Annotated in this window: 18 protein-coding genes; 11 read left to right on the top strand and 7 right to left on the bottom strand. The window is 44.9% G+C overall.

The window, feature by feature from the left end:
• Positions 1-17: 17 nt before the first annotated feature.
• From V7L01_RS06030 to cheB, 11 genes are all read left to right on the top strand, one after another.
• On the top strand, positions 18-143 hold the full coding sequence (locus V7L01_RS06030; RefSeq protein WP_335033181.1) for a WG repeat-containing protein: 126 nt from the start codon (positions 18-20) through the stop codon (positions 141-143).
• On the top strand, positions 121-555 hold the full coding sequence (locus V7L01_RS06025; protein ID WP_335032823.1) for a WG repeat-containing protein: 435 nt from the start codon (positions 121-123) through the stop codon (positions 553-555). Before V7L01_RS06030 ends, V7L01_RS06025 begins: the two co-directional genes overlap by 23 nt.
• 30 nt (positions 556-585) lie before the next feature.
• Positions 586-1,203: a hypothetical protein gene (locus V7L01_RS06020; protein WP_335032821.1), complete on the top strand. Its 618-nt coding sequence runs from the start codon at positions 586-588 to the stop codon at positions 1,201-1,203.
• 375 nt (positions 1,204-1,578) lie between these two features.
• Positions 1,579-3,138 carry a CheR family methyltransferase gene (locus tag V7L01_RS06015; RefSeq protein WP_335032820.1) on the top strand — a complete coding sequence of 520 codons (1,560 nt, stop codon included), beginning with the start codon at positions 1,579-1,581 and terminating at the stop codon, positions 3,136-3,138.
• Positions 3,128-4,189: a chemotaxis protein CheW gene (locus V7L01_RS06010; protein WP_335032818.1), complete on the top strand. Its 1,062-nt coding sequence runs from the start codon at positions 3,128-3,130 to the stop codon at positions 4,187-4,189. The genes V7L01_RS06015 and V7L01_RS06010 overlap by 11 nt, the downstream gene beginning before the upstream one ends.
• Positions 4,190-4,652: 463 nt before the next feature.
• Positions 4,653-6,110: a methyl-accepting chemotaxis protein gene (locus V7L01_RS06005; protein ID WP_335032816.1), complete on the top strand. Its 1,458-nt coding sequence runs from the start codon at positions 4,653-4,655 to the stop codon at positions 6,108-6,110.
• Between the two features lie 240 nt (positions 6,111-6,350).
• The gene (locus V7L01_RS06000; protein WP_335032814.1) at positions 6,351-6,530 is read left to right on the top strand and encodes a hypothetical protein; all 180 of its coding nucleotides are present in this window, start codon (positions 6,351-6,353) and stop codon (positions 6,528-6,530) included.
• A gap of 100 nt (positions 6,531-6,630) precedes the next feature.
• The gene (locus tag V7L01_RS05995; RefSeq protein WP_335032812.1) at positions 6,631-8,037 is read left to right on the top strand and encodes a HAMP domain-containing methyl-accepting chemotaxis protein; all 1,407 of its coding nucleotides are present in this window, start codon (positions 6,631-6,633) and stop codon (positions 8,035-8,037) included.
• Positions 8,038-8,058: 21 nt separating this feature from the next.
• On the top strand, positions 8,059-9,639 hold the full coding sequence (locus tag V7L01_RS05990) for a methyl-accepting chemotaxis protein (protein WP_335032810.1): 1,581 nt from the start codon (positions 8,059-8,061) through the stop codon (positions 9,637-9,639).
• A 27-nt stretch (positions 9,640-9,666) separates the two neighbouring features.
• A complete protein-coding gene (locus V7L01_RS05985; protein ID WP_335032808.1) occupies positions 9,667-12,021 on the top strand; it encodes a hybrid sensor histidine kinase/response regulator in 2,355 nt (784 codons plus the stop codon).
• Between the two features lie 354 nt (positions 12,022-12,375).
• Positions 12,376-13,506 (top strand): chemotaxis-specific protein-glutamate methyltransferase CheB, encoded by a 1,131-nt coding sequence (cheB, locus tag V7L01_RS05980; RefSeq protein ID WP_335032807.1) that lies wholly within the window; start codon positions 12,376-12,378, stop codon positions 13,504-13,506.
• A 38-nt stretch (positions 13,507-13,544) separates the two neighbouring features.
• Here the strand turns inward: cheB and V7L01_RS05975 are convergent, their stop codons facing one another.
• From V7L01_RS05975 to V7L01_RS05945, 7 genes are all read right to left on the bottom strand, one after another.
• Positions 13,545-14,138, bottom strand: a complete 594-nt coding sequence (locus tag V7L01_RS05975) for a Uma2 family endonuclease (RefSeq protein ID WP_335032806.1) — start codon at positions 14,136-14,138, stop codon at positions 13,545-13,547.
• On the bottom strand, positions 14,077-14,238 hold the full coding sequence (locus V7L01_RS05970) for a hypothetical protein (protein WP_335032805.1): 162 nt from the start codon (positions 14,236-14,238) through the stop codon (positions 14,077-14,079). The genes V7L01_RS05975 and V7L01_RS05970 overlap by 62 nt, the downstream gene beginning before the upstream one ends.
• A 114-nt stretch (positions 14,239-14,352) precedes the next feature.
• On the bottom strand, positions 14,353-14,736 hold the full coding sequence (locus V7L01_RS05965; RefSeq protein ID WP_334842248.1) for a response regulator: 384 nt from the start codon (positions 14,734-14,736) through the stop codon (positions 14,353-14,355).
• 97 nt (positions 14,737-14,833) lie between these two features.
• The gene (locus V7L01_RS05960) at positions 14,834-16,873 is read right to left on the bottom strand and encodes a GAF domain-containing sensor histidine kinase (protein ID WP_335032804.1); all 2,040 of its coding nucleotides are present in this window, start codon (positions 16,871-16,873) and stop codon (positions 14,834-14,836) included.
• Positions 16,874-17,034: 161 nt separating this feature from the next.
• The gene (locus V7L01_RS05955) at positions 17,035-17,217 is read right to left on the bottom strand and encodes an ATP-binding protein (protein ID WP_335033179.1); all 183 of its coding nucleotides are present in this window, start codon (positions 17,215-17,217) and stop codon (positions 17,035-17,037) included.
• A 266-nt stretch (positions 17,218-17,483) separates the two neighbouring features.
• Positions 17,484-21,059 (bottom strand): NB-ARC domain-containing protein, encoded by a 3,576-nt coding sequence (locus V7L01_RS05950; protein WP_335032802.1) that lies wholly within the window; start codon positions 21,057-21,059, stop codon positions 17,484-17,486.
• A gap of 1,189 nt (positions 21,060-22,248) precedes the next feature.
• Complete coding sequence (locus V7L01_RS05945) at positions 22,249-22,524, bottom strand: DUF5132 domain-containing protein (RefSeq protein WP_335032800.1); 276 nt, start codon at positions 22,522-22,524, stop codon at positions 22,249-22,251.
• Positions 22,525-22,543 lie beyond the last annotated feature (19 nt).

Genomic DNA, 22,543 nt, shown 5'->3' with positions numbered 1-22,543 from the left:
GTGATTAATGGGGTTATATCGATAAAGTCGGTAATTTTATTATTCCACTACAGTTTGATTTTGCTGCTAACTTTTCCGAAGGGCTAGCATTAGTCAGCATTGGTAATCAAGCTATTTATCGTGTTCTCCAGCCAAAGTTATAAGTTTTCTAAAGGACTGACTGCGGCTGGAGCTAACAGTAAGCTAGGCTGCATCGGCAAAACAGGAAAGTTTGTAATTAGACCACAATTAGATTATGCCTTTAAATTCGCCGGAGGAATAGCATGGATCGGCATTGGTGATAAAGCAGCAGTCGTGACTATTGCTTTAAAATTTGGGGCTTACCTACTAACAGGAGCGGTAGGGCTGCTTTCGGATGCCATTGAGTCGTGTATGAATCTTTTGGCAGGGGGAGTCAAGAGAAAATTTTATGCTTATGTTTGCCCAGTTTGTCAAGTAATTACTTTAATTTATGGTTTTGACAATCAAGAGTATTTGATTTTATTAGTCAGTCGCAATATGTTGAAGATATATCTACGGTCTTCGCATTCAAAGCAAATTTTCGCTAAGAAATGATGCTTTCACAAAAGAGAAAAGAGGAAGTTTATGAAACCTGGGAAAATTATTTTAATCATCTTGCTGTTTGCGATCGCTATAGGAGTAGCTCAACCTTCATGGGCAGACAAAATTTCTGAAGATAGCCCTGACTATCCAAAAGTTGTTCAAACGCTTAATAGTCTGATGCAAGTTAGTAATAATCCAGAACAGTTGGGATATACCGCAGAAGAACTACAGCAGAAAATCGCTGCTTTAGAATTGCAAAAACAGACTATGGAGACTTCAGAGGATTGGGCTAGATGTCGCAATGAAACGGGGAAACCATTAGCTATCTATGCTCGGAAACCTGAAAACTCAACTCCAAACGCTCTTTACTATCTCGGTAATGGCGAAACTACAGATGAAGACTGGGATTGTGACGCGATTTACCTGCCAAATGATGCGAAAGTCGCTGGGCTAAATCTGCCAATCGGAGAGCCAGCAATTTTAAAAATTGTAGATGGGACTCAATTGGTTGCTAAAACTAATCCTAACACCCAAGAACTTGAGTTCATTGCTCCAACCGCACTGATTGAAGTACTCAAAGCCGAGCAACTCAACTGGCAAATTCCTAATTTAGCTTCATCTGATATTGATGTACAAAGCCCTAATGCTCCAAGCGATTGAGAGTCATAAATCTGAATTGATAGCCAGACAAAACAGTAGCAATTAAAACATTGATGACTTCGGCGACAAGACTATTAGTCCGCCGATTTTTTTTCTTACCTGCACAAACAGTCAGAAAAGTTTTACATAAATGGGAAAAGCTAGGTATACAAGGGTTTTGAAATGTTAAGCAATATTTCGCCAACAGCATCATCAATGGAACAGAAAACCGGGTTAACCTTAAAAAGCTGATTCGCTACAACTTATATACAGCAAGGTTTTTTAGACTATAGAGGCTTTTACTTATATCTCAATTCAATACCAAATATCATACAAATCCGAATCAAGAGATTGAAATGGGAAACCTAAGCGTATCGGCTCGAAAATCATGTAGTGATGAATCAAACGATCGGCGATCGCCCCATTTTATTTGAATCCAATTCTCAACACAGTGATGACTTTAGTTTGTCACAGATGGTTGCTCTGATTGCTGATATATTCGGCATTCACATCAAGCCACACTATCAAAATACATTAAAGAAAAATCTTTTAACTCGCATCCGAGTGCTGGGATTATGCTCGCTCAATGATTACTATCAGTTCTTGGTGGCAAGAAATCAATTAGTTACTGTTGCGAGAGAGTGGCAAGAACTAATCTCTTTACTCACTGTCACTGAAACTTATTTTTTTCGGGATGAGGGGCAGATGTCGCTGCTCAAAAATCAGCTGCTCCCAGAGTTAATCGAGCGCAAAACTGTACTTAGTTTAACTCAGCGCAACCCTGCTAATGGAGAATTTTATCGGCCGACATTACGGCTTTGGAGTGCTGGGTGTTCGACTGGTGAAGAAGCTTACTCACTTGCCATTCTGGTGAAGGAACTAATTCCTGACAATCAGACATGGGACATTCTGATTTTGGGCACAGATATTAATCAACCCGCGATCGCTCTGGCTCAACAAGGAATTTACAGCGATTGGTCTTTTCGGACAACCACTCCAGAAATCAAAAATCGCTACTTTCGTTCCCACAAACAAGGTTGGAAAATCGATCCTGCTATTCAAGCAATGGTGACGTTTCAACCTGGAAACCTGATGCAGGATAACTATCCGGCTTACGCCTCTAGCATTCACGATTTCGATTTGATTATTTGCCGCAATGTGTTTATTTATTTTGACTTCAACGCGATCGCACAAGTTATAGACAAGTTTTACTGCTCTCTGACACCGGGAGGGTTTCTGCTCACAGGCCACACGGAATTACACGGGCAAAAAACTGAACCGTTTCAAGTCAAAAATTTTCCGCAATCTGCGGTTTATCAAAAGCATACTTTACTAGACGAGCAGAGCAAAGTCTTAAATACCATAACACCTGCTGCCATTGAGAGCAGGGAAACCGAAATTTCTTACCCCTCTCTGCCAAGCTTGGAAACGGGGTTCGACGCGAGCGCAAACACTCAAACTCTTTTAGATGCAGCTAAGGAATCGCTAATTCAAGAAGCTTATGCCGATGTCATTCAAATAGCGGAACAACTGATTGCTCTTGTCCCCCAACACTTTCAGGCATATTGTTTGATGGCAGAAGCTTACGCGAATTTTGGCGATTACTCCCAGGCAAATCAGGCGTGTCAGCAGGCACTCCAGATCGATCCATTGGCAATCGAACCCTATCATTTGTTGGCTCAAATTGCCGAAGAGCAAGGAGAACGCGACAGCGCCAAATTATTCTTAAAACGGATTATTTATCTGGCTCCTAATTCTGTTACTGCTCACCTGGAATTGGGTTCTATATACGAACGAGAGGGAAATGAAAAACAGGCTCAAAAAACCTGGCGATCGCTTCTAGAAATTTTGGAAAATTTACCCCAACAAGCGATCGATTCCCATAACCAGCAAACCCCTGCTGAACTAAAAGCACACGTTCTTAAGCACTTAAATTCAACTAGTTATGAGCCATGAATCTTATTTAATGTTTAAACTCAATCATTCACGCTATGGCATTCCGGCTACAGCCGTGCAAGAACTCTTCTTTCTGCCAGAAGTGACTGCGATCGCGGAAACTCCCAGCACAATTTTAGGCGTGATTAACCTGCGAGGGAAGTTTCTGCCCGTGATGGATTTATATCGCCGTTTAGAACAAGCACGTCCCCCTTTTCAATTGACTGACAGCATGATTGTCCTGGAGTGGCAAACTCAACGAATCGGAATCATCGTCAATCAAGTGGACAGTGTGCAAGCGATCGCACCCGATCGGATCGCTGCCAATGTTTGCGATCGATCGAAAGAGAGTTTGCCGGATGGATTAGTGACTGGCATTGCCAACGTTGAGGAGGGCATCGTTACATTGCTCAATCCCGAACTGTTAGTGCAACACGCCTTTATAGAGACTGTTTTCAATCTAAATTCTGATTTTAACAACGGCTCAGTCAATGACGCACTAAAACACCCCTCTGATTCAGCCCTAAATCAGGGCTTATACGCTCGTTTCGATTCGCAGGAGCGACAGATTTTGCAAGAGCGAACTGAAGCTCTCCGATGTTCGATTGATGAGGAGGATTCGACATCGCTTTTGCCTTTAGCGGTTGTGGGGTTGGGGGGTGAGTACTTTGGGTTTGGCTTGGAAACGGTGCATGAGTTTACCGAGATTCACAAGATTACTCCAATTCCCTGCTGTCCGCCGCACATTGTTGGCAACATCAACTTGCGGGGGGAAATTGTCACCTTAATTAACATCAATAACGTGGTCGATCTGCCCATGAATGGGGTGCGATTGCATCAGCAAGCCGTTGTCGTGCGTCTGGATCGACGAGTGGCGGGCATTGCCGTCGATGACATTTTTGATGTGACGTATATTCATCCCTCCCAAATGACCACGCCTCCAATTGCCCTGAATTCTGCCAAAGACGACTATCTCCAGGGTGTCGCACCTTATCGCGATCGGATGATGAGCATCATCAATTTGTCTAAATTGCTCACTTCAGAGGTGTTGGTTGTGAATGAAGAAGTCTAACGCCCATAAATCTAGGGTTATACCAATTCTGTATGAAGGTGCGCTAAATCATATTGAAGTACAAGAAATACGAATGAGAAACGAACCGCAAAGGACGCAAAGGACACAAAGAAAGAAGTTAAAAGGGTTTGGCGCAGCCTCACAAAGAAATCTGACTTTTCACAGTATGTGGAAAACCTCTCTCTAAATCTCTCTCCTAAAAGGAGAGAGACTTTGAATTTTCCCCCTTCCCGCGTCGGGAAGGGGGTTAGGGGGTTAGGTCAATCGTTAACTTTTCTACATAACGTGAAAAGTCAGACAAAGAAATGGTATTAGGTTTCGTTCCAATAAAGCCAAGCAGATCGTTGATGAGATTCGGAATGTTGTGCAATCTTTCGTTGATTCAAAAGTGCGATCGCAAAGATTACAAATGATAGAAATATTGGGAAATCCTTGAACTCATTCATTCACAAGAGATAACAAGATGCAAAGTAAGCGAAATTGGAAACTGAGATACTGGATTATGGGCAGCTATGGGGTTCCCATTCTGGCATTGATAATTTCTGCGGGGCTGATATTTATTAATATCAATCTGGTGAGTCAGCGAGCGCAAGATTTAGTTTCTTCTTATAACGTTAATTCAGCGATTAATGCCCTTGCCACGAATGTCCAAAGAGGTTCTAAGTCAGTTCGGGGCTATTTGTTAGAAAAAAATCAGACATCCTTTGACGAATACCAAAAATCTCAAAGAAGTTTCAATCAGCTTTTATCAAAGCTAATGTCGCTTGCCAGAACGGAGCAAGAGCGACAGTCATTAAACAGGCTAGAGGGGCTGCTAAATAATTTAATGGTTGTCGAGGATGATTTGATTGGCAAAGTGAATCAAAGCAAGGTTCAGGAAGCTGTTGAAACCTGGAGTAACGAAAATGCCCGCAGTCTGGTTGATGACCTGACAAGTGCGATCGATGAAGTTCAGCGCCGAGAAGACCAGAATGTAATTTTGGCTGCCAAGCAACAACAAGCAGCGCTCGATACGCTCAAGCTAACCATCCTATCCGCGACTGGACTTTCCTTGCTGTTGTCGGTTTGGACTGGCATCTGGGTAATTAGCCGCACTGCTCGACAGATAAATGAATCAGCCAGTGCGATCGCCACCTCGACGGCTGAAATTGCCGCCACAATTGAGCAACAAGAGCGTACTGCCAACCAACAAGCAGCCTCGGTCAGCGAAACTACTACTACAATGGACGAACTCAGCGCCTCTGCTCAACAGTCTGCCCAGCAAGCATCCACTGCCTCAACCAGCGCTCAACAGGTCTTAAATTTGGCAGATCAAGGCAATCAATCACTCAACCGCACCCTGGAAGGAATGGCAGCTTTGAGCCACAGAGTCACTGCGGTAGCAGACCAGATGCTGCGCCTGAACGAACAAACTAAGCAAATTGGCAGTATTTCCGGGTTGGTGAGTGACCTGGCAAATCAAACCAATATGCTAGCGCTAAATGCAGCAGTAGAGGCCGTCCGGGCGGGGGAACAGGGGAAGGGCTTTGCAATCGTCGCCGCCGAAATTCGCAAACTGGCAGACCAGAGTAAGCGATCGGCTGAAAAAATTAATGTGCTGGTGAATGACATTCAATCCGCCATCAACTCAACCGTTGTGATGACAGATGAAAGTACAAAAACTGCTCAACAGGGCGCGGCAATAACTAAGCAGACAGTAGAGGTCTTTACCAGTGTCACCGAGTCCGTCAACCGGATGGTGTTGAATATTCAGCAAATCTCGCTAAACGCTAGCCAGCAATCGATTGCGGTTCAGCAAATTTTACAAGCAATGAATGCACTTAATAGCTCTGCTAGAGAGACAGCCATCGGCATCAGTCAGACTCGCGTTAGCACTCACCAACTCAATGATGCAGCTTATAAGCTACAAAGTGTTGTGTAGTCAGAGGCAGGGGGCAGGGATCTGGGAGCAGGGGGCAGGGGGAAATGGCCCTTTCCTCTTGCTGTGAAGCCTACTAGTAGTCTGTCCCATTAATTCTGAGAAGTAGATAAATTTTTCAATTTCTCTTCTTTCCTTCTTCCTTCGCGTACTTTGCGTCTTCGCGGTTCGTTCTTTTATCCCTCAAAATTAATGCGATAGACCACTAGTTTTTTCAAGTTACTGCGTAACCATGCAACAAAGATGCAAGTCGATGTAACAAAGGTGCAAGCCAATGCAACAAAGGTACAAGTCGATGTAACAAAGGTGCAAGCCGATGCAACAAAGATGCAAGCCGATGCAACAAAGGTGCAAGCCGATGCAACAAAGGTGCAAGTCGATGCAACAAAGGTGCAGATTAAGAGACTTGTGTGTATACCGTAGCTTGATGGGGTCAATCTAAAATCTAAAATCTAAAATCCAAAATTGTGTAATAGCAATATCTGGAAATTCTCGAACTTATCCACTTACAGGAGATCGCAAAATGGAAAGCAAACGAAACTGGAGACTAAGATACTGGATTATTGGCGGGTATGCAGTTCCCGTGCTGGCATTGTTAATTTCTGCCGGAGCGACGATCGTCAATATCAACACGGTGAACCAACGGTCAGAAAATTTATTGACTTCTTATGACATTAACTCAATACTTGACGATCTTTCTGTTAGCGTGCAAAGTAATTCCAAGGCAAATCGAGGCTATTTGTTAGAACAAAATCCGCAATCGCTTGAGAGCTACCGAAAGACTCAAAAGGATTCCAAGGAATTTTTAGCAAAACTGATGACACTTGCCCGATCGCAACAGGAACAACAGTCTTTAACCAAACTGGAGGAACTGCTCAATAAACAGATTGCTTTTGACGATAACGTGATGGCAAATGTGGATCGCGGCAAAGTCAAAGAAGCTGTTGAAAGCTGGAGTAAGGGAAATTCCCGCAATCAAGGGCAGGATGTCGTAGACATGATTGGAGAAATGCAGCAGCGAGAAGATCAGACTTTTGCAACCGCCGCGAAAGAGCTACAAGAGGCGCTCAATGCCCTTAAGTTCACGGTGATGTTAGCTAGTGGACTCTCCCTGGTGCTATCTATTTTAATTGGCATCTGGGTCATTAGCCGCACTTCCCGCAAGATGAACGCCTCTGCCAGCGCGATCGCCACTTCTACAACCGAAATTGCCACGACAATCGAGCAGCAAGAACGCGCCACCATCCAACAAGCCACTTCTGTCACCCAAACCACCACGACAATGGATGAATTGGCGGCTTCTTCGCGCCAGTCTGCCGAACAAGCAGAATCCTCAGCCGCAGGGGCGCGGCAGGTGTTGTTGCTGGTAGACGGTCGCACTCAAGAGGGTCAGTTCAGCCAATCGAGTCTACGCGAGAAAGTAGGCGATATTGCTGCCCAAATTCTCCATCTCAGCGAACAAACCAATCAAATCGGCACGATCTCCACCCTGGTTAGTGACTTAGCAAGTCAAACTAATATGCTAGCGCTGAACGCGGCAGTAGAAGCCGTGCGAGCCGGGGAACATGGCAAAGGCTTTGCGGTTGTTGCTGCCGAAATTCGCAAACTGGCAGACCAGAGTAAGCGATCGGCTGAAAAAATTAATGTACTGGTTTTAGACATTCAAAAATCGACCAATTCCACCGTTATTGTCACAGATGAAGGCACGAAAACCGTAGAAAAGATTGTGGATGCCATCAGAACGATCGCCATAAATGGTCAACAAATTTCCCTTACTTCCAATCAACAAGCGATCGCAGTGCAACAGGTGGTAGAAACCATGAACTCGCTTAATATTGCTGCTAAGGAAACCGCCTCTGGCATTAGTCAAATTAAAGCCGGCACCCAACGACTGAATGATGCCGCCCAAGAACTCAAAGCCGTTGTCTAAAAATGTATTGGAGTAACAGCTATGTTAAAAAATATGTCTCTTCATGGACGATTGATGGGATCGTTTTTGCTGATGGGCGGTGTCGTTTTGGTCGTAGGGTTTTTCGGCTGGCGGGGCGCTCATCAATTAAGCAACCATATCGACACCCTCAGTAATAACAGCCTCCCCAGCATTGACGGATTGTGGAGAGTTAATGAAGGGCAGACCCAGATCCAGTCGGCAGAGCGAGCGATTATCAACCCCGAACTACCTTCCGCAGCCAAACAGTCTGAGTTAAATCGAATGCAGGCAGCCTGGAAGCAGATTGACGCAGGTCTTGAGGAATATGAAAGCACGCCTCGCGGCCCCGACGAAGACAAACTCTATCAGACGTTTAAGCAACAGTGGCAGACGTGGAAGCAGGATCATGCCGCCTATCTTCAGGCTTACCAGGATTTTGCCCGGTTAGGTGTTGTAAACCCCACAGCCAGACAGCTGGAATTGACCAGCCAGAAGCGAGAAAATTCTCCAGAAATGAAGGTGGCGATCGCTGCTGCCGATCGACTGACAAAACTCAGACAAAATGCGGTTGTCAAAAATGATGTTTCCTTTGCGGCGGCAACTAACTCATTGTTGCAACTGATCAAAATTAATCAGGATACTGCTGAAGATGCAAATAAAGCCGCCAGTGACGATACCCGCTTGACCACAGGTTGGGTGCTTACTGGGATTATTGCTGGGCCTCTAGGGGCAATCTTATTAGGATTTTTTCTGAGCAACAAAATTGCTAAACCGTTGACAGGCAAAATTGCTCAAATTGTTCAAACAATGGCTGCCTCCACCAATGAAATCGCCGCTGCGGTTGAGCAGCAAGAACGGACTGCGACTCGGCAAGCAAGTTCTGTCAATCAAACCACTATCACCATCGATGAATTGGGAGCCTCATCGCAGCAGTCAGCCGAACAGGCAGAATCGGCGGTAGCAGGCGCACGGCAGGCGTTGGCTCTTGCAGGTAACGGTGCGGAAGCTGTAAAACGCACCCTCAAGGGCATGGAAACCCTACAGCAGAAAGTCGGAGCGATCGCGGAGCATATCACACGCTTAAATGAACAAACCAAGCAGATTGGCAGTATCTCTGGTTTGGTGGGCGAGTTGGCAAGTCAGACCAATATGCTGGCGTTAAATGCGGCTGTAGAAGCAGTTCGGGCAGGGGAGCATGGTAAAGGTTTTGCCGTTGTCGCTGCTGAAATTCGCAAACTAGCAGACCAGAGCAAAAAATCAACCGAAAAGATCGGTACCTTGGTAGGCGACATTCAATCTGCCATCAGCATCACTGTCGTTGTCACCCATGAAGGCACTAAAACTGTGGAAGAAGGGACGCGAATTGCCCAGGAAACGTCAGAATCCTTTGCGGGTGTAGAAGTTGCAGTGAATAACATTGTGATCAACAGTCAACAGATTTCACTCAATATCAACCAGCAAGCGATCGCTATTCAGCAAATTGTCTCTGCCATGAATGACCTGAATATTGCTGCGCGTGAAACTGCCAGTGGCATTAGCCAGATCCGCTCTGGTACTCAACAACTAAACGAGTCAGCGCAAGCACTCAAGGCAACCATTTAGTCGCTCAACCCCTAACTACTTAAAACTATGATGATCGATGATGAAGAACTGAGAGACGTTTTCAAAGTAGCCAGCGAAGAACACCTGCAAAACCTGGATGATGGATTGCTGCATTTGGAAAACCATCCCGACGATCTGGCTGTCCTAGAAGCCTTGATGCGAGAGGCGCATTCTCTCAAAGGCGATGCCAATATGCTGGGAGTCAAAGATGTAGGCACTCTGGCACATCAAATTGAGCATATTTTGACTCAACTCAAGCAACAAGAAAACCCGGCATCCTCGTTGGGCAATGATACAACAGACTCACCCTACGAACGCCTCGCTCATGCGATCGCTGCTATCCGCAAACTCGTTCATGAAGCCGTCACCGGAGAACCTGCCAGGGTTGATACCTTTTCTGTTCTGGCAGAATTGATGGGAGCGCAGCCGGGAAAAAGGGAAGACAATCCAAGTCAGGAACCAGAAGTCAACAGTATTGAAGTTATAAATACAGTCAAAAACAATACTTTTGATAGGAATCAAGAGCCAAAGGAAAACGGAGCAATCCAAAATCCAAAATCCGAAATTGCTCGACAGAGCGTTCGCGTAGCGTCTCAAAGAGAAGCCGAAGTCCAAAATTCTCACACTCCCACCAATAGCTACCGCATCGAAACCATCCGCGTTGGTACTCGCCACCTAGATACGCTGATGACGCAAGCAGGGGAGTTAACTGTAACCAAAATTCGGATTGCTCATCGGCTGGGAGAAATTGAAGCGATCGCCAATTTGTGGGAAGAATGGAATCGAGATTTATTCACTAATCGGTTTGCGTTCAGCCGAGAGCAACAAGGTGATGTCGCCCACCAACGTCTAGAAACTTTTCATCATCACTCTGAAAAACGATTAGAGCAATTGGGGCATTTGGTGAAAACCTTGCAGAGTTCCCTTTCAGAAGACACAACCCGACTGGAACAACTAAGTAGCGATCTAGAAGAGGGGATTCGTACCCTGCGATTGCTGCCCTTTGCAACGATTTTCAACCTCTTCCCGCGGATGGTGCGCGATCTGGCGCAGCAGCAGGGAAAATTGGTGGAGTTGATCTTGGAAGGCAAAGACACCCTTGCCGACAAACGCCTGTTGGAAGAAATGAAAGATCCGCTAATGCACATTCTGCGGAATGCGATCGATCACGGAATTGAGCCACCACAAGAACGGGAACGGCTAGGTAAACCAACAACGGCAACAATTCGGCTCAAAGCTTACCAGACTCCCACTAACATTGTGCTGGAAATCAGTGATGATGGGCGGGGGCTTGACCTGGATAGAATCAAACAAATAGCGGTGAAACGGGGCATTTGCGGGGAAGAAGAATTAGCAGCAATGACTCCCAGCCAAATCCAAGCGTTGATCTTCGCACCGGGGTTTTCAACAGCCCCCCTGGTGACAGAAGTATCAGGGCGGGGTGTGGGGCTGGATGTGGTGCAAACCAATGTCGAGAAATTGAAAGGTACGATTCAGGTAGAATCGTTTCCCGGACAGGGATGTACGCTGCGCGTCAATCTCAGTATCACCTTGGCAACCGCCCATGTCTTGATTGTGCAAGTGAACGAAATGCCTTACGCCATTCCAGTCGAGTTTGTACAAACCGCTTGCTTAATCAAGTCAGAAGAGATTTTTCCCTTGGAGGGACGTGACACAATAATTCGGGATAGCCAACCCATTTCGATTGTGCAGTTGGCCGATCTATTAGAACTGCCGCCGATGCCATCTGGATTAACTCAAGAAACGGCACTTTCTTGTATTATTCTTCAGGTTGGGCAAGCACAACTGGGTGTAGTGGTGGATGCCTTAGTGGATGAGCAAGATATACTGATTAAACCCCAAAGTCAGTTACTTAAACGAGTCCGCAATGTTTCTGGAGCAACAATTTTAGGCACTGGAGATGTGTGTATGGTGTTGAATCCCCAGGATTTGGTGAAATCAGCCCGCTCGCGATCGCAGTCTATTTCTTCTACCCAAACTCGTCAACTTGCACCCACAAAACCAACCGTCTTATTAGTGGAAGATTCTATTGCCACACGCACGCAAGAAAAGCGGATTTTAGAAACCGCAGGCTATCAAGTAATTACTGCTGTAGATGGTTTGGATGGATTTAACAAGCTGCGATCGCACGCCGTTGATGCCGTTGTCAGCGATGTGCAAATGCCAAATCTCGATGGCTTCGGGTTAACTGCCAAAATCCGCCAATATCAAGAATATAGCGAACTTCCAATTATCCTGGTTACTTCCCTTGCCAGCGATGAGGATAAACGTCGGGGTGCGGAAGCCGGAGCCAATGCCTACATTATCAAAGGCAGTTTTAATCAAGAAGCCTTGCTGTCAACCCTCAAACGGTTAGTGTAGAGGTTTTCGGGTGAAATGGCGCGAAGATAAGGCAGGAGGCAGGAGGCAGGAGGCAGAAGGAAAATAAAATAAAAAGTTGAAAGTCTTACAGTATAAAAATTTCATATAGCGGTTATTAGTTGAGTGCAATACAGACCTAACCCCCAGCCCCTTCCCTATAAGGGAAGGGGAGTAAGATTCAAAGCCTCTCTCCTAAAAGGAGAGAGGAATGGAAGTGAGGTCAAACTGTATTGCTTCCATTCGAGAACTGCTATAACTCCTGCCTCACCCGAACAAAAAGCTTTTCTTAGTGCCATTCGTTTTCGGATGAATAAACAATAATTTTCTCGTAAAATCTCAACTTACTGTCAACCGATGAAAAACTCTGCCCCAATTCGCGTCTTTCTGGTGGAGGATTCGCTCGTCGCCTTAACCATCCTCAAGCGGATTCTGGCGAGTTCCCTGGAAGTAGATGTGGTGGGAACTGCTCCCAATGGCGTGGAAGCATTGGAGCGAATTCCAGCCGCACAGCCCCAGGTAATCTGCACCGATCTCCACATGCCCAAAATGGATGGACTGGAACTCACCCGCCGGATTATGGCAGACTATCCCCGTCCGATTCTAGTAATCAGCACCTCCGTCAATACCCAAGAAGATTCCCGCAATGTTTTTAAACTGCTGCAAGCGGGTGCTTTGGATGTTTTTCCCAAACCCAGCATTGACTCACTTTCAGACTACGAACACGTTAAGCACGAATTAATCAACCGGATCAAAGTTCTGGCAGGGGTTACAGTCTTTACTCGCCACACTTCCCGAACTGCGACGGTAGAACCGAGAACGCATCCTGTTAGCCCCAAAAGTAAGGCAGAACCATTCAACCCAAAACCGGTCAGTAACTCGCAATTCCCCATTCGTAATTCCCCGTTCTCCCTGCCCAAAATCGTGGCGATCGGAGCCTCCACAGGCGGCCCCCAGGCATTCTACACGATCCTAAAACAACTGCCTGCCAACTTTCCCGTACCCATTCTGTGCGTCCAACATATCAGCGAAGGATTTCTGCAAGGACTGGTAGATTGGCTAGCAGCAGAATGTTTCCTGCGCGTGACGATCGCCCAACCGGGAGAATTTCCCAAACCGGGTACTGTCTACTTCGCTCCCGAACGAAAACACCTGCAACTCGACACTCAAGGGCGATTAACCACCATCAGCACCCCTGCCGTTTCCGGGCATCGTCCCTCCGTCACAGCTTTGTTTCAAGCCGTTGCCACCTGCTACCCGCGATCGGCGGTTGGTATTTTGCTGACTGGCATGGGACGAGATGGTGCAGATGGATTACAAGCGATCGCTCAAGCTGGAGGCACTACCATTGCCCAGGATGAACAAACCTGCGTTGTCTTCGGGATGCCCAAAGAAGCGATCACTCTGGGAGCCGCCCAACATATTTTGGCGATCGGCGAAATTGCCCCCATGCTATTGAATCGAATTTTCAGTTATAGGCTGGGTTAGGTGTAGCCATAACGTGCAACGCATCTTAATCCAAAAGGCTAATTTTGTCCAAATGCCAGAATCTGAGCAGCACTCAACTTAAAACCAGGAATACTCGTTGATGCTAGGGGGGTGTCACCCGTATAAATCGTGTCTTCATATTGCCCGTTCACCCATAAGCACAGCGTCATTTGTTGCCTTTCCGGGTCAATAATCCAGTATTCCGCAATCCCTCGCGCCGCATATTCTGTGCGTTTGTAACGATAGTCTCGGTCGCGGTTGTCTTGTCCAGGTGAAACCACCTCAACCACCAAGATTGGCGGTGGCATATCCTGGGTAATCGTGTTGCTGCGTTGTCCTGCCAGCGTTGCGTATCCTTCTTCACTCAGTACGGTCAGATCGGGTAAGCGCACCTTTGCCCGTTTGCCACTCACCACAATTTCCATATCTTTGAGGTTGATCAGCACAATCGAAATGTATTTTGCCAATTCCAACATGAGGAGTTTGGCAAGCTTGCAGTTTTCTGGGGATTCAGTCGGCACTTCTACTAACTCTCCATCTACAAGCTCATAGCGCGTGTCAGTACCGTCGTCATAGGCAAGGTATTCCTCCATTGTCATCAACTTGGGGACGTTGGGTGCAGTTTGAGTCATGGGTAGGAATCTCCGCGATCGCCGCTGCAAGGCTGTCAGGATAAAAAACTGGCTGTGCCAATCTTAGCAAATCCTCATTCTGCGCTAATGTTTTACCCATCGCAGACTGTTAAGCTAAACCACATCTAATTTACATACCTAAGATTTATATAACTATTGTGGGGTGGGCAGCGTTCGACTGAGCGCTCACGCCGAAGTCTGATGAACAAGCAGATCAGGTGTAAATAAATTTACGTACAGTTTCTCGCAATTGTTCGGCATCAAAAGGTTTGATCAGATATTCTGTTGCACCCGCCAGATGACCCTTCACCCGGTCGAAGGGGGAATCTTGAGAAGTCACCATAATCACGGGCAAATGCTGAAACTGGGGCAGGCTCCGCACCGTGCGGCAAAACTCCAACCCATTTACATCCGGCATCTGTACATCTAATAGCAAGACTGAAATCCGTTGATGATAAATGATCGACAGGGCATCAACCGCGTTAGCGGCTGTTATTACTTGATAGCCCGGTTCTAACGCTCGTTTAATCATTTGATGAATCACAGGGCTGTCATCAAGCGCAAGAACAATCGGTGAGCTTGTCGTACCATTTGACATACTTTACAAGTCGATGAGTCAATCATCGTTGGCGTTTACTCTAGCATTCCCAAAGTAAGACTTGAACAATTGATATTTTGATAATTTTATACACACTTTAAGTATTTTTAACCAGAGGCTCAACCGGAATTTGAATCAAGAACTCGCTGCCTTTCCCAAGTTCTGAGGAGCATTTTAAAATGCCGCGATGTTTTTCAACCACAATTTGATAGCTGATAGACAGTCCCAGCCCGGTTCCCTTGCCGATGGGTTTGGTGGTGAAGAATGGATTGAACAGTTTTTGCTGGGTTGTTTCTGTCATCCCAGAACCGTTATCTCGAATCCGAATCACTACACTATCTGCGTGGGAGAATTGGGATAGATCGGAACTACCCGATTCTCTACTAATGAGTTCTGTTTGAATGGTAACGATCGGATTAGGCGTTTCATCTAAGGCATCGATCGCGTTACCCAAAAGATTCATAAATACTTGATTCAATTGCCCCGCATAACAATCAACAGGCGGTAAATTTTCGTATGCTTTAATTACCTGAATCTCAAACTTGGCACTAGTTAATTTCAACCGACTCTTCAAAATTAACAACGTATTTTCAATCCCTTCATGGATATCCACAGGTTTCATCTCGGCTTCATCCAGGCGCGAGAAGTTCCGCAGAGATAGGACAATTTGCCGAATTCGTTCTCCACCCATTTGCATCGATGACAATAGATTAGGCAAATCTTGCATCAAGAAATCAAGATCGATGCACTCTATCTTTTCCTGAATAGCATCAGTTCCATTGGGATAGGTTGTCTGATAAAGATCCAATAGTTCTAGCAAATCCCGAACATAGTTGGTTGCATAAGCAATATTACCGTTAATAAAGTTGACCGGGTTGTTGATTTCGTGGGCAACTCCGGCCACCAATTGCCCCAGGCTCGACATCTTCTCTTGCTGTACCAGTTGCATTTGGGTTTGCTGCAACTGGCTCAGGGCGTTCCCCAGATAGGTGGCTTGAGTTTGAGCTGCAAAGGCGGTTGCTCGTGTTTGGGCAAGCAGTTCTGCCTGATCGAGAGCGATCGCTACTTGATCGGTGACAGCTTTGAGTAACCGAACTTCGCTATCAGCCCATTGGCGCGAACCGCGACAGTGATGGCAAATAATAGCACCCAATTGACCAGAATGCGTTCTCAGTGGCAGCAACAGCATCGAGGTTACTGCCAGTTGATGCAGCAGGACGCTATCCTCCGGGGTGAGTGCCTCTGAGGTAGTAGAAACATCCTTAATCCGTAGCATATCTAGATTTAAGATAGTTTCTGCCAGAACTGAGCCTGGCCCAAGGGAAAGTTCCCCCAACGCCATCTGAATCTCTGGGTTAGTCGCTTCGTGAGTCACCATAAAGTTGAACCGATCTTTGTTGGGCAGACACCACACAAAGTCACAGCGATCGACTTGCAACAGAGTATGAATCTCATTCACTGCCGTTTGTAAAATCGTGTCCAGATCCAGAGAATTACGGATTTGATTTGCCAGATTAAACAGAATTGAATCTTGTTGACCAACCAATTCCTGAGTAATCAATTGCTGTTTTAGTTGTTTGATTTCCGGGATCGTTTGCCGCAGCTTTGTGGTGTTGCGCTTTAGCTCCAATTGCGCTATTACTTGGTGGCTGAGTGTCTGCAATCCTTTCCGTTGTTTCTGGCTCAGATCGCGCGGTTCAATGTCCATGACGCAGAGTGTACCCAAGGCACAACCGCCAGTTATTACTAGGGGGACTCCGGCATAAAACCGGATATTGGGAGCATTTATAACAAAGGGATTGGTGGCAAAGCGGGGATCGGCCAGAGTATCTGGAATCACAAAGACATCTGACTGGCGAATCGTGTAGTTACAAAATGCGAAGTCTCGGCGAATTTCTGTTAATGTGGTTCCCACCTTAGACTTAACCAACTGGCGATCGGCTCCGATAAAACTCACCAGTGCCATTGGAGTTTGGCACAGATCGGCTGCCAGTGCTGTTAAGTCATCTAATGCCCGATTGGGTACAGCATCCAAACCCTGAAACTGATACACTGCTTTGAGCCGTGTCAGTTCGTTGGTGCAGGCCATCGTTGTGCAGGGGAGCATGGAATCAAGTAATAAATCAGGAATTTTCATAGTTTTTTTTTATATTTGGGTGCGATCGCTAATTTGACAGCGAAACAGGTGCATTTGCAATCGCTACTCTAAGTTTTTCTGAAGCTTTAGATTTCATAAACTCTTATTTTGTAGCAATATTTTAAATCAAATTATGAATGCGAGTTCAAGTATAACGCCGTTCACTTCGATGCTGTCAATGGCAGATGGATTGTAAAACTTATCCAGCCCTGACTGCTTGTGGCTTCAATTGTGCCTTGGAGATATTGCACTAGCTTCTTCACCAAAGCTAACCCTAATCCTGTACCACTATTTTGTCCAATTTCGCTTTTAGGAATTGGGGAATACGAGTCAAAAAGGCTAATTTTTTGATAAATTAAATTAAATCTTTCAAAGAAGCAAAATTCTTCTTTTGCAGAAATTTCCGAGACAAAATTGATAATTGTGATTTGAAAATATTTATTTTTATGAATAGGAAAAGATAGTTTAAGTGGAACATACTCTTGATGAGGCTATTTGTAGTAGTAGGGTTAGCGCGTCTGAAATTTTCTATATACAACAAATAAATTCAAAACCCCTATCTTAGCCCCAGGCTCAACACAAAGTGAAGCGAATCCAACCAGGGAAAAAGTCAATTCTCAATTGCTCCTAAAACTTTCAAAGAAGCAATAGTTGCTTCAGTTAAACCTGTAACACCAGTAATGTTCATTCCCTCATAAGGTCTTTCGTTTCTTAAAGTTTTTAGGCATTCACCTGTCAAAACATCCCATAATTTAACAGTTTCATCTTCGCTGCCACTTACCAGAGTTCGACTATCCGGACTAAAGGCAACCGATCTTATCCAGTGGGTATGACCATACAAAGTTTTGATACATTGACCGGATTGGACATCCCATAATCTCACCGTTTGATCTACGCTAACGCTAGCCAAAAGTTTACCTTCAGGACTAAAAGCAACCGACAATACCCAGCTTGTGTGTCCCAGCAAAATTTTGAGACATTCACCTGTACTAACATCCCAAAGCTTCACTGTTTTATCTTTACTGCTACTGGCTAAGGTCTTACCTTCAGGACTGAAAGCGACGGACAATACCCAACTTGTATGTCCCGACAAAATTTTGAGACATTCACTTGTGCTAACATCCCAAAGCCTTACAGTTTGGTCATCACTTCCACTGGCCAGAATTTTACCTTCAGGGCTGAAAGCAACTGACCATACCCCATGACTATGTTCCAAAATATTCAAAACTTGACCAGTGTTGACATCCCAAAGCCTTACAGTTTTGTCATCACTGCCACTGGCCAGAATTTTACCTCCAGGAGCAAAGGCAACTGACTTTACCCAGCCAGTATGTCCCCGTAAGATGTTGCAACATTGGCAGGTGCTGCTATCCCACAGCCTCACAAGTCGGTCGTAACTGCCACTTGCCAAGATATTACCTTGAGGGCTAAACGCAACGGTTCGGACTCGATTAGGGTGTCCGCGCAAAGTTTTGTAGCACTTCCCATCCGCGACATCCCAAAGCTTTACAGTTTGGTCATTACTGCTGCTAATTATGGTCTGACCGCCAGGAGCAAAGGCAACAGACCACACCCCATTATTGTATCCCTGCAAGTTTCTTAGGGCTTGACCAGTGCTAACATCCCAAAACCTCACACTTTGGTCATCACTACCACTGACCAAGGTTTGACCATCCGGGCTGAAAACAACTGACAAGACCAAACTTGTGTGTCCCTGCAATGTTTTAACGCATTCTCCTGTGCGGAAATTCCATAGTTTCACAGTTTGGTCATCACTGCCGCTAGCCAGAATATTACCACTAGGAGCAAAGGCGACTGACGTAACCCTGTCACTATGTCCCTGCAAAGTTCTCAAGCACTTCCCATCTGAGATACTCCAGAGTTTCACAGTTTGGTCATCACCACCACTAACCAAGGTTTGACCATCTAGATTGAAAGCTACTGAGGAAACCGAACTGGTGTGTCCCTGCAAAGTTTTGACGCATTCTCCTGTGCGGAAATTCCATAGCTTCACGGTTTTATCGCTACTAGCACTGGCGAGAATTTTACCTTTAGGACTGAAAACTACAGATAATACTGAATCAGTATGTTCCTCTAAAATTTTGTAACACTTACTATCCGGAATACTCCACAAACGCACTGCCCAATCGTCACTGCCAGAAGCTAGAATTTCACCTTGAGGACTGAAGGCAACAGCTCTTACCCGCTCAGGATGTCCTGTTAAAGTTTTCAAGCATTCACCTGTGTTGACATCCCACAATTTCATATTCTGGTCAGTACCTCCACTGCAAAGAGTGCTACCATTCGGACTGAAGGCGATCGCTCGAACCCAATCAATGTGTCCTAGACAGGTCAAAAGTTGTTCGCCTTCAGCAAAGTCTCGCCACAAGCAAATCTTGCCATTGGCGTCACTCGTCGCTAAAATTTTTCCGTTGGGGCTGAATGCTAGCGCAGAAATTTTACTGAAATTTTTACTAAAAACCGATTTAGATAAATTAGCATTTTGGAAATTGACTTGAGGTAAACTTACACCCCGCATATCTACTTGCCAAATGCTTAGGTTAGAAAAATCATAACCTCTTAAATCTGTCTTTAACTGACGAAGCAAGTTGAGAATATTTCCGCTTGTATACCCAGCTTCCAATGGAGATTCTCCTTGCAGCTTGACTAAAATTTCATTTAAATGATTTTCTAGTCTTGTTGGCGTTTTAAAAATAGTGAAAAGTTCATCTAGAACGGGCTTAATAATTAAGCGTATTTGAGTTTCTCTAGTGTAGTCTTTAGCCTGAGCTTGACTCAAAGCATAATACTTAAGAAGCACAATATCCGGAATCGCAATTTCTTGATAAGTTTGCTGAATTAGTTTGCTAGTCACATACTCCATTACTACAGAGTGTAATGCGAAGAGTAAACCACTTTTTTCACTTAATGTTGGCTGAAATTTATCGATGAGACTTCGCCTGATCAAAGACTCTAGAGCTTCTAGTAACTTGTGCGGTATTACTAATGAAGTTAAATCTTCTTGCAAATTGCAGAGTGGAATTGGCTCGCGATTAATTGCCAGCCAGTACATAACCACACGCTCTAAATTAGATAAACGCTCAAACTGTTGCTCTAAAACAGCACAGATATCACCAAAAACAGCTGTCTTTTGGTTCAAAAACTCAGAAACATCACCATTGAAAACATCTTGAATAGTCGTTGCAACTATCTTCAAAGCCAATGGATTACCAGAATAAAGCTCAATCAGTGCTTTTTGGGACTCTTCTCCAGATAGTCCTTTGAGGTGAAAAATTTTTTTTCCTTCTTCCTCTTTCAGTCCCCTGAGTTGTAATGAACGAACAGGTAGTGCTTGTCCTTCGTGTGAGGCCACGTCTTTGGGTTTTTCGCGAGAAGTCAGCACCAAGGAGCTTTGATGCATAACTTGCCCTAGTCGTTTTATTAGTAAGCCATAATCTTCATAGCCTTCTCGATAGCATCCAGCACAAGCACCTGGTTGCAAAATAGTCTCAACATTATCTAATACGAGCAGACAGCGTTGTTGTTGCAAATATCCAATTAGTTGTGATATTCTACCATCTACGCTTTTTGGTAAGTCAGTTTCTAAAACCTGCTCGTGAGAGAAAAATAGAATTAAATTTGCTAGCAGGTCAAAAAGTGAGGGAGCATTGTAGAGCGATCGCCAAATAACGTACTCAAACCATCCTTGAACCTTTTGTGATAACTTGGCAGCTAGAGAGGTTTTACCAATTCCTCCCATTCCCAACAGCGCTACGACTCGACAGCGTTCTTGGATCAGCCATTGCTCTAGTAGAGTCAGTTCATCTGTGCGTCCATAGAAAACTGACACATCCACCATCTCTCCCCAATCAACGCGCTTTGCAGACTCCAAAGCTGGAAGTATCGCCAAATCAGGATTTAACTTAAAATAGTCTTGCGAATTTAGCTCTAAGTTAAACGCCATGAATAAATAAACTAACGTTCGTTTGTCAACTCCTTCTTGGTTGGTAAGTATCTTTGCAACTGTATTTGAAGTTAACCCAGCGCGTTCACTTATTTCTTCTAGAGTGTACTTGGAGCCAGATTTTTCTCGAAGTTCCCCTGCAAGTTTTGCCTGCTGAAGTTTTTGCCAGCCTTCACGAGTGAGTATAACGCCACGATTCCGTTTTAGCTTGTGCTGATTCATAAATTATGAATACCTATTTTTTAAAGCAAAAGCTTATGGATAGACATTTAAAAGTAGCGATCCCTGTCACTTTTGGCTCAAAGCTTAGTCATGCATGGAATCAAGGCTAACAATATCTAAAAAATGGGACGTGATGGCGCATTCGCCAAGCATCTTCCTTTGGGACTGGGCACTTGATTAAAGGCGATCGCGTACACTACTCGTTGGGGAGTGAGTGAAGAAATACCTTATGAAAGTTTATCAGAATACTTAAAAATCTTTCAAAACAAAAGATCGTCCACGACGCTCTTGAAAGTCCCGCACAAGCAATTTTCATTGCGATCGCCTTTCGATATGAAACGTACAATCGCCGCACTCTGGCACTTCGGAAGAAGTGCGATCGCTCCCCTTATGCATCATAGCCTAGAAGGACAGAGCAACTACATTTATGTATTGTCGGGAATATTAAGATATGCGTAAAACTATTTTAGTTCTAGATTAGAAAATAGCTATAGGAAACCGACTTGAATCTTACCATGTATACTGAGGCTCTAACCGCAGAGATATACCTGATATCATGTCCGACTTAATACTTATGTGATTGCGAGCGTTCGCGCAGCGTCTCGTAGAGAAGCGCTGCAATCCCAAAGCGCAAGTGAATTGCTACCCTACGGGTTCTCCGAAGGAGTACATTCCACTTCGTTACTTTCGCAATGACATATCGTAAGTAATTTGCCGAACTTGATATGACTTTTCCCGTTAAGGGAACTCCAAGAAATAAATTATCCAATCTTGTGGAGTGGGCAACATGAGCGCCCAGTTTATATGGCGCTCATGTTGCCCACCCCACAATCAATAATTGAATCTTTTTTTATTTGGAAGTCCCTAAGAGGTTGTTTGAAAAGTGATTGGCTGTGATTTTAGGCACTAACCGATCCCCCCTAGCCCCCCTTTTTAAGGGGGGAACCGGAATCAAAGTCCCCCAATTTATCGGGGGATTTAGGGGGATCTAGAACGTTTTGTTACCGAGAAGAAAACTTTTCAAACATCCTCTAAGTCTGGAATCGAAATCATAAGGGTTTGAATCCAAGACGAATTCTCAACAATTTATATTTAATGATAATGGGCAACGAGAGAATAGGACTTTGATATAGGGGCAGCTTGAGCGTTCTAACTTTTCCCCTTATCTTTTTGGCAAAGCGATCGCTTACTAAGTTTCTCTCGGTTCAGCCGATTTCATTTTTGCTTCCCCATACTCTGCTTTTGCTTGTGCTGTGATATCATCCCAAGTTTCACCTAATTGTGCCAAAGCTTCTTTATTTCTTTCATAAATACGGATTCCACTTTTTATAGCCGCTTTGGCTATCGGTCTGCTAACACCACCTATAACTGGAAGGAACACAGGTATAAGAATTATTCCTATAATCCCTGTAACTCCCAACCCTTCAGCTAATTCTCCAAGATCGGGTAAAAGTTTCACTGACATATTATTTCTACCTTTTCTG

Source organism: Nostoc sp. (assembly GCF_036917095.1).
Classification (GTDB): Bacteria; Cyanobacteriota; Cyanobacteriia; order Cyanobacteriales; family Nostocaceae; genus Nostoc.
Note: the sequence above shows the minus strand (reverse complement) of the source record. Positions and strands in the feature narration are given on the sequence as shown.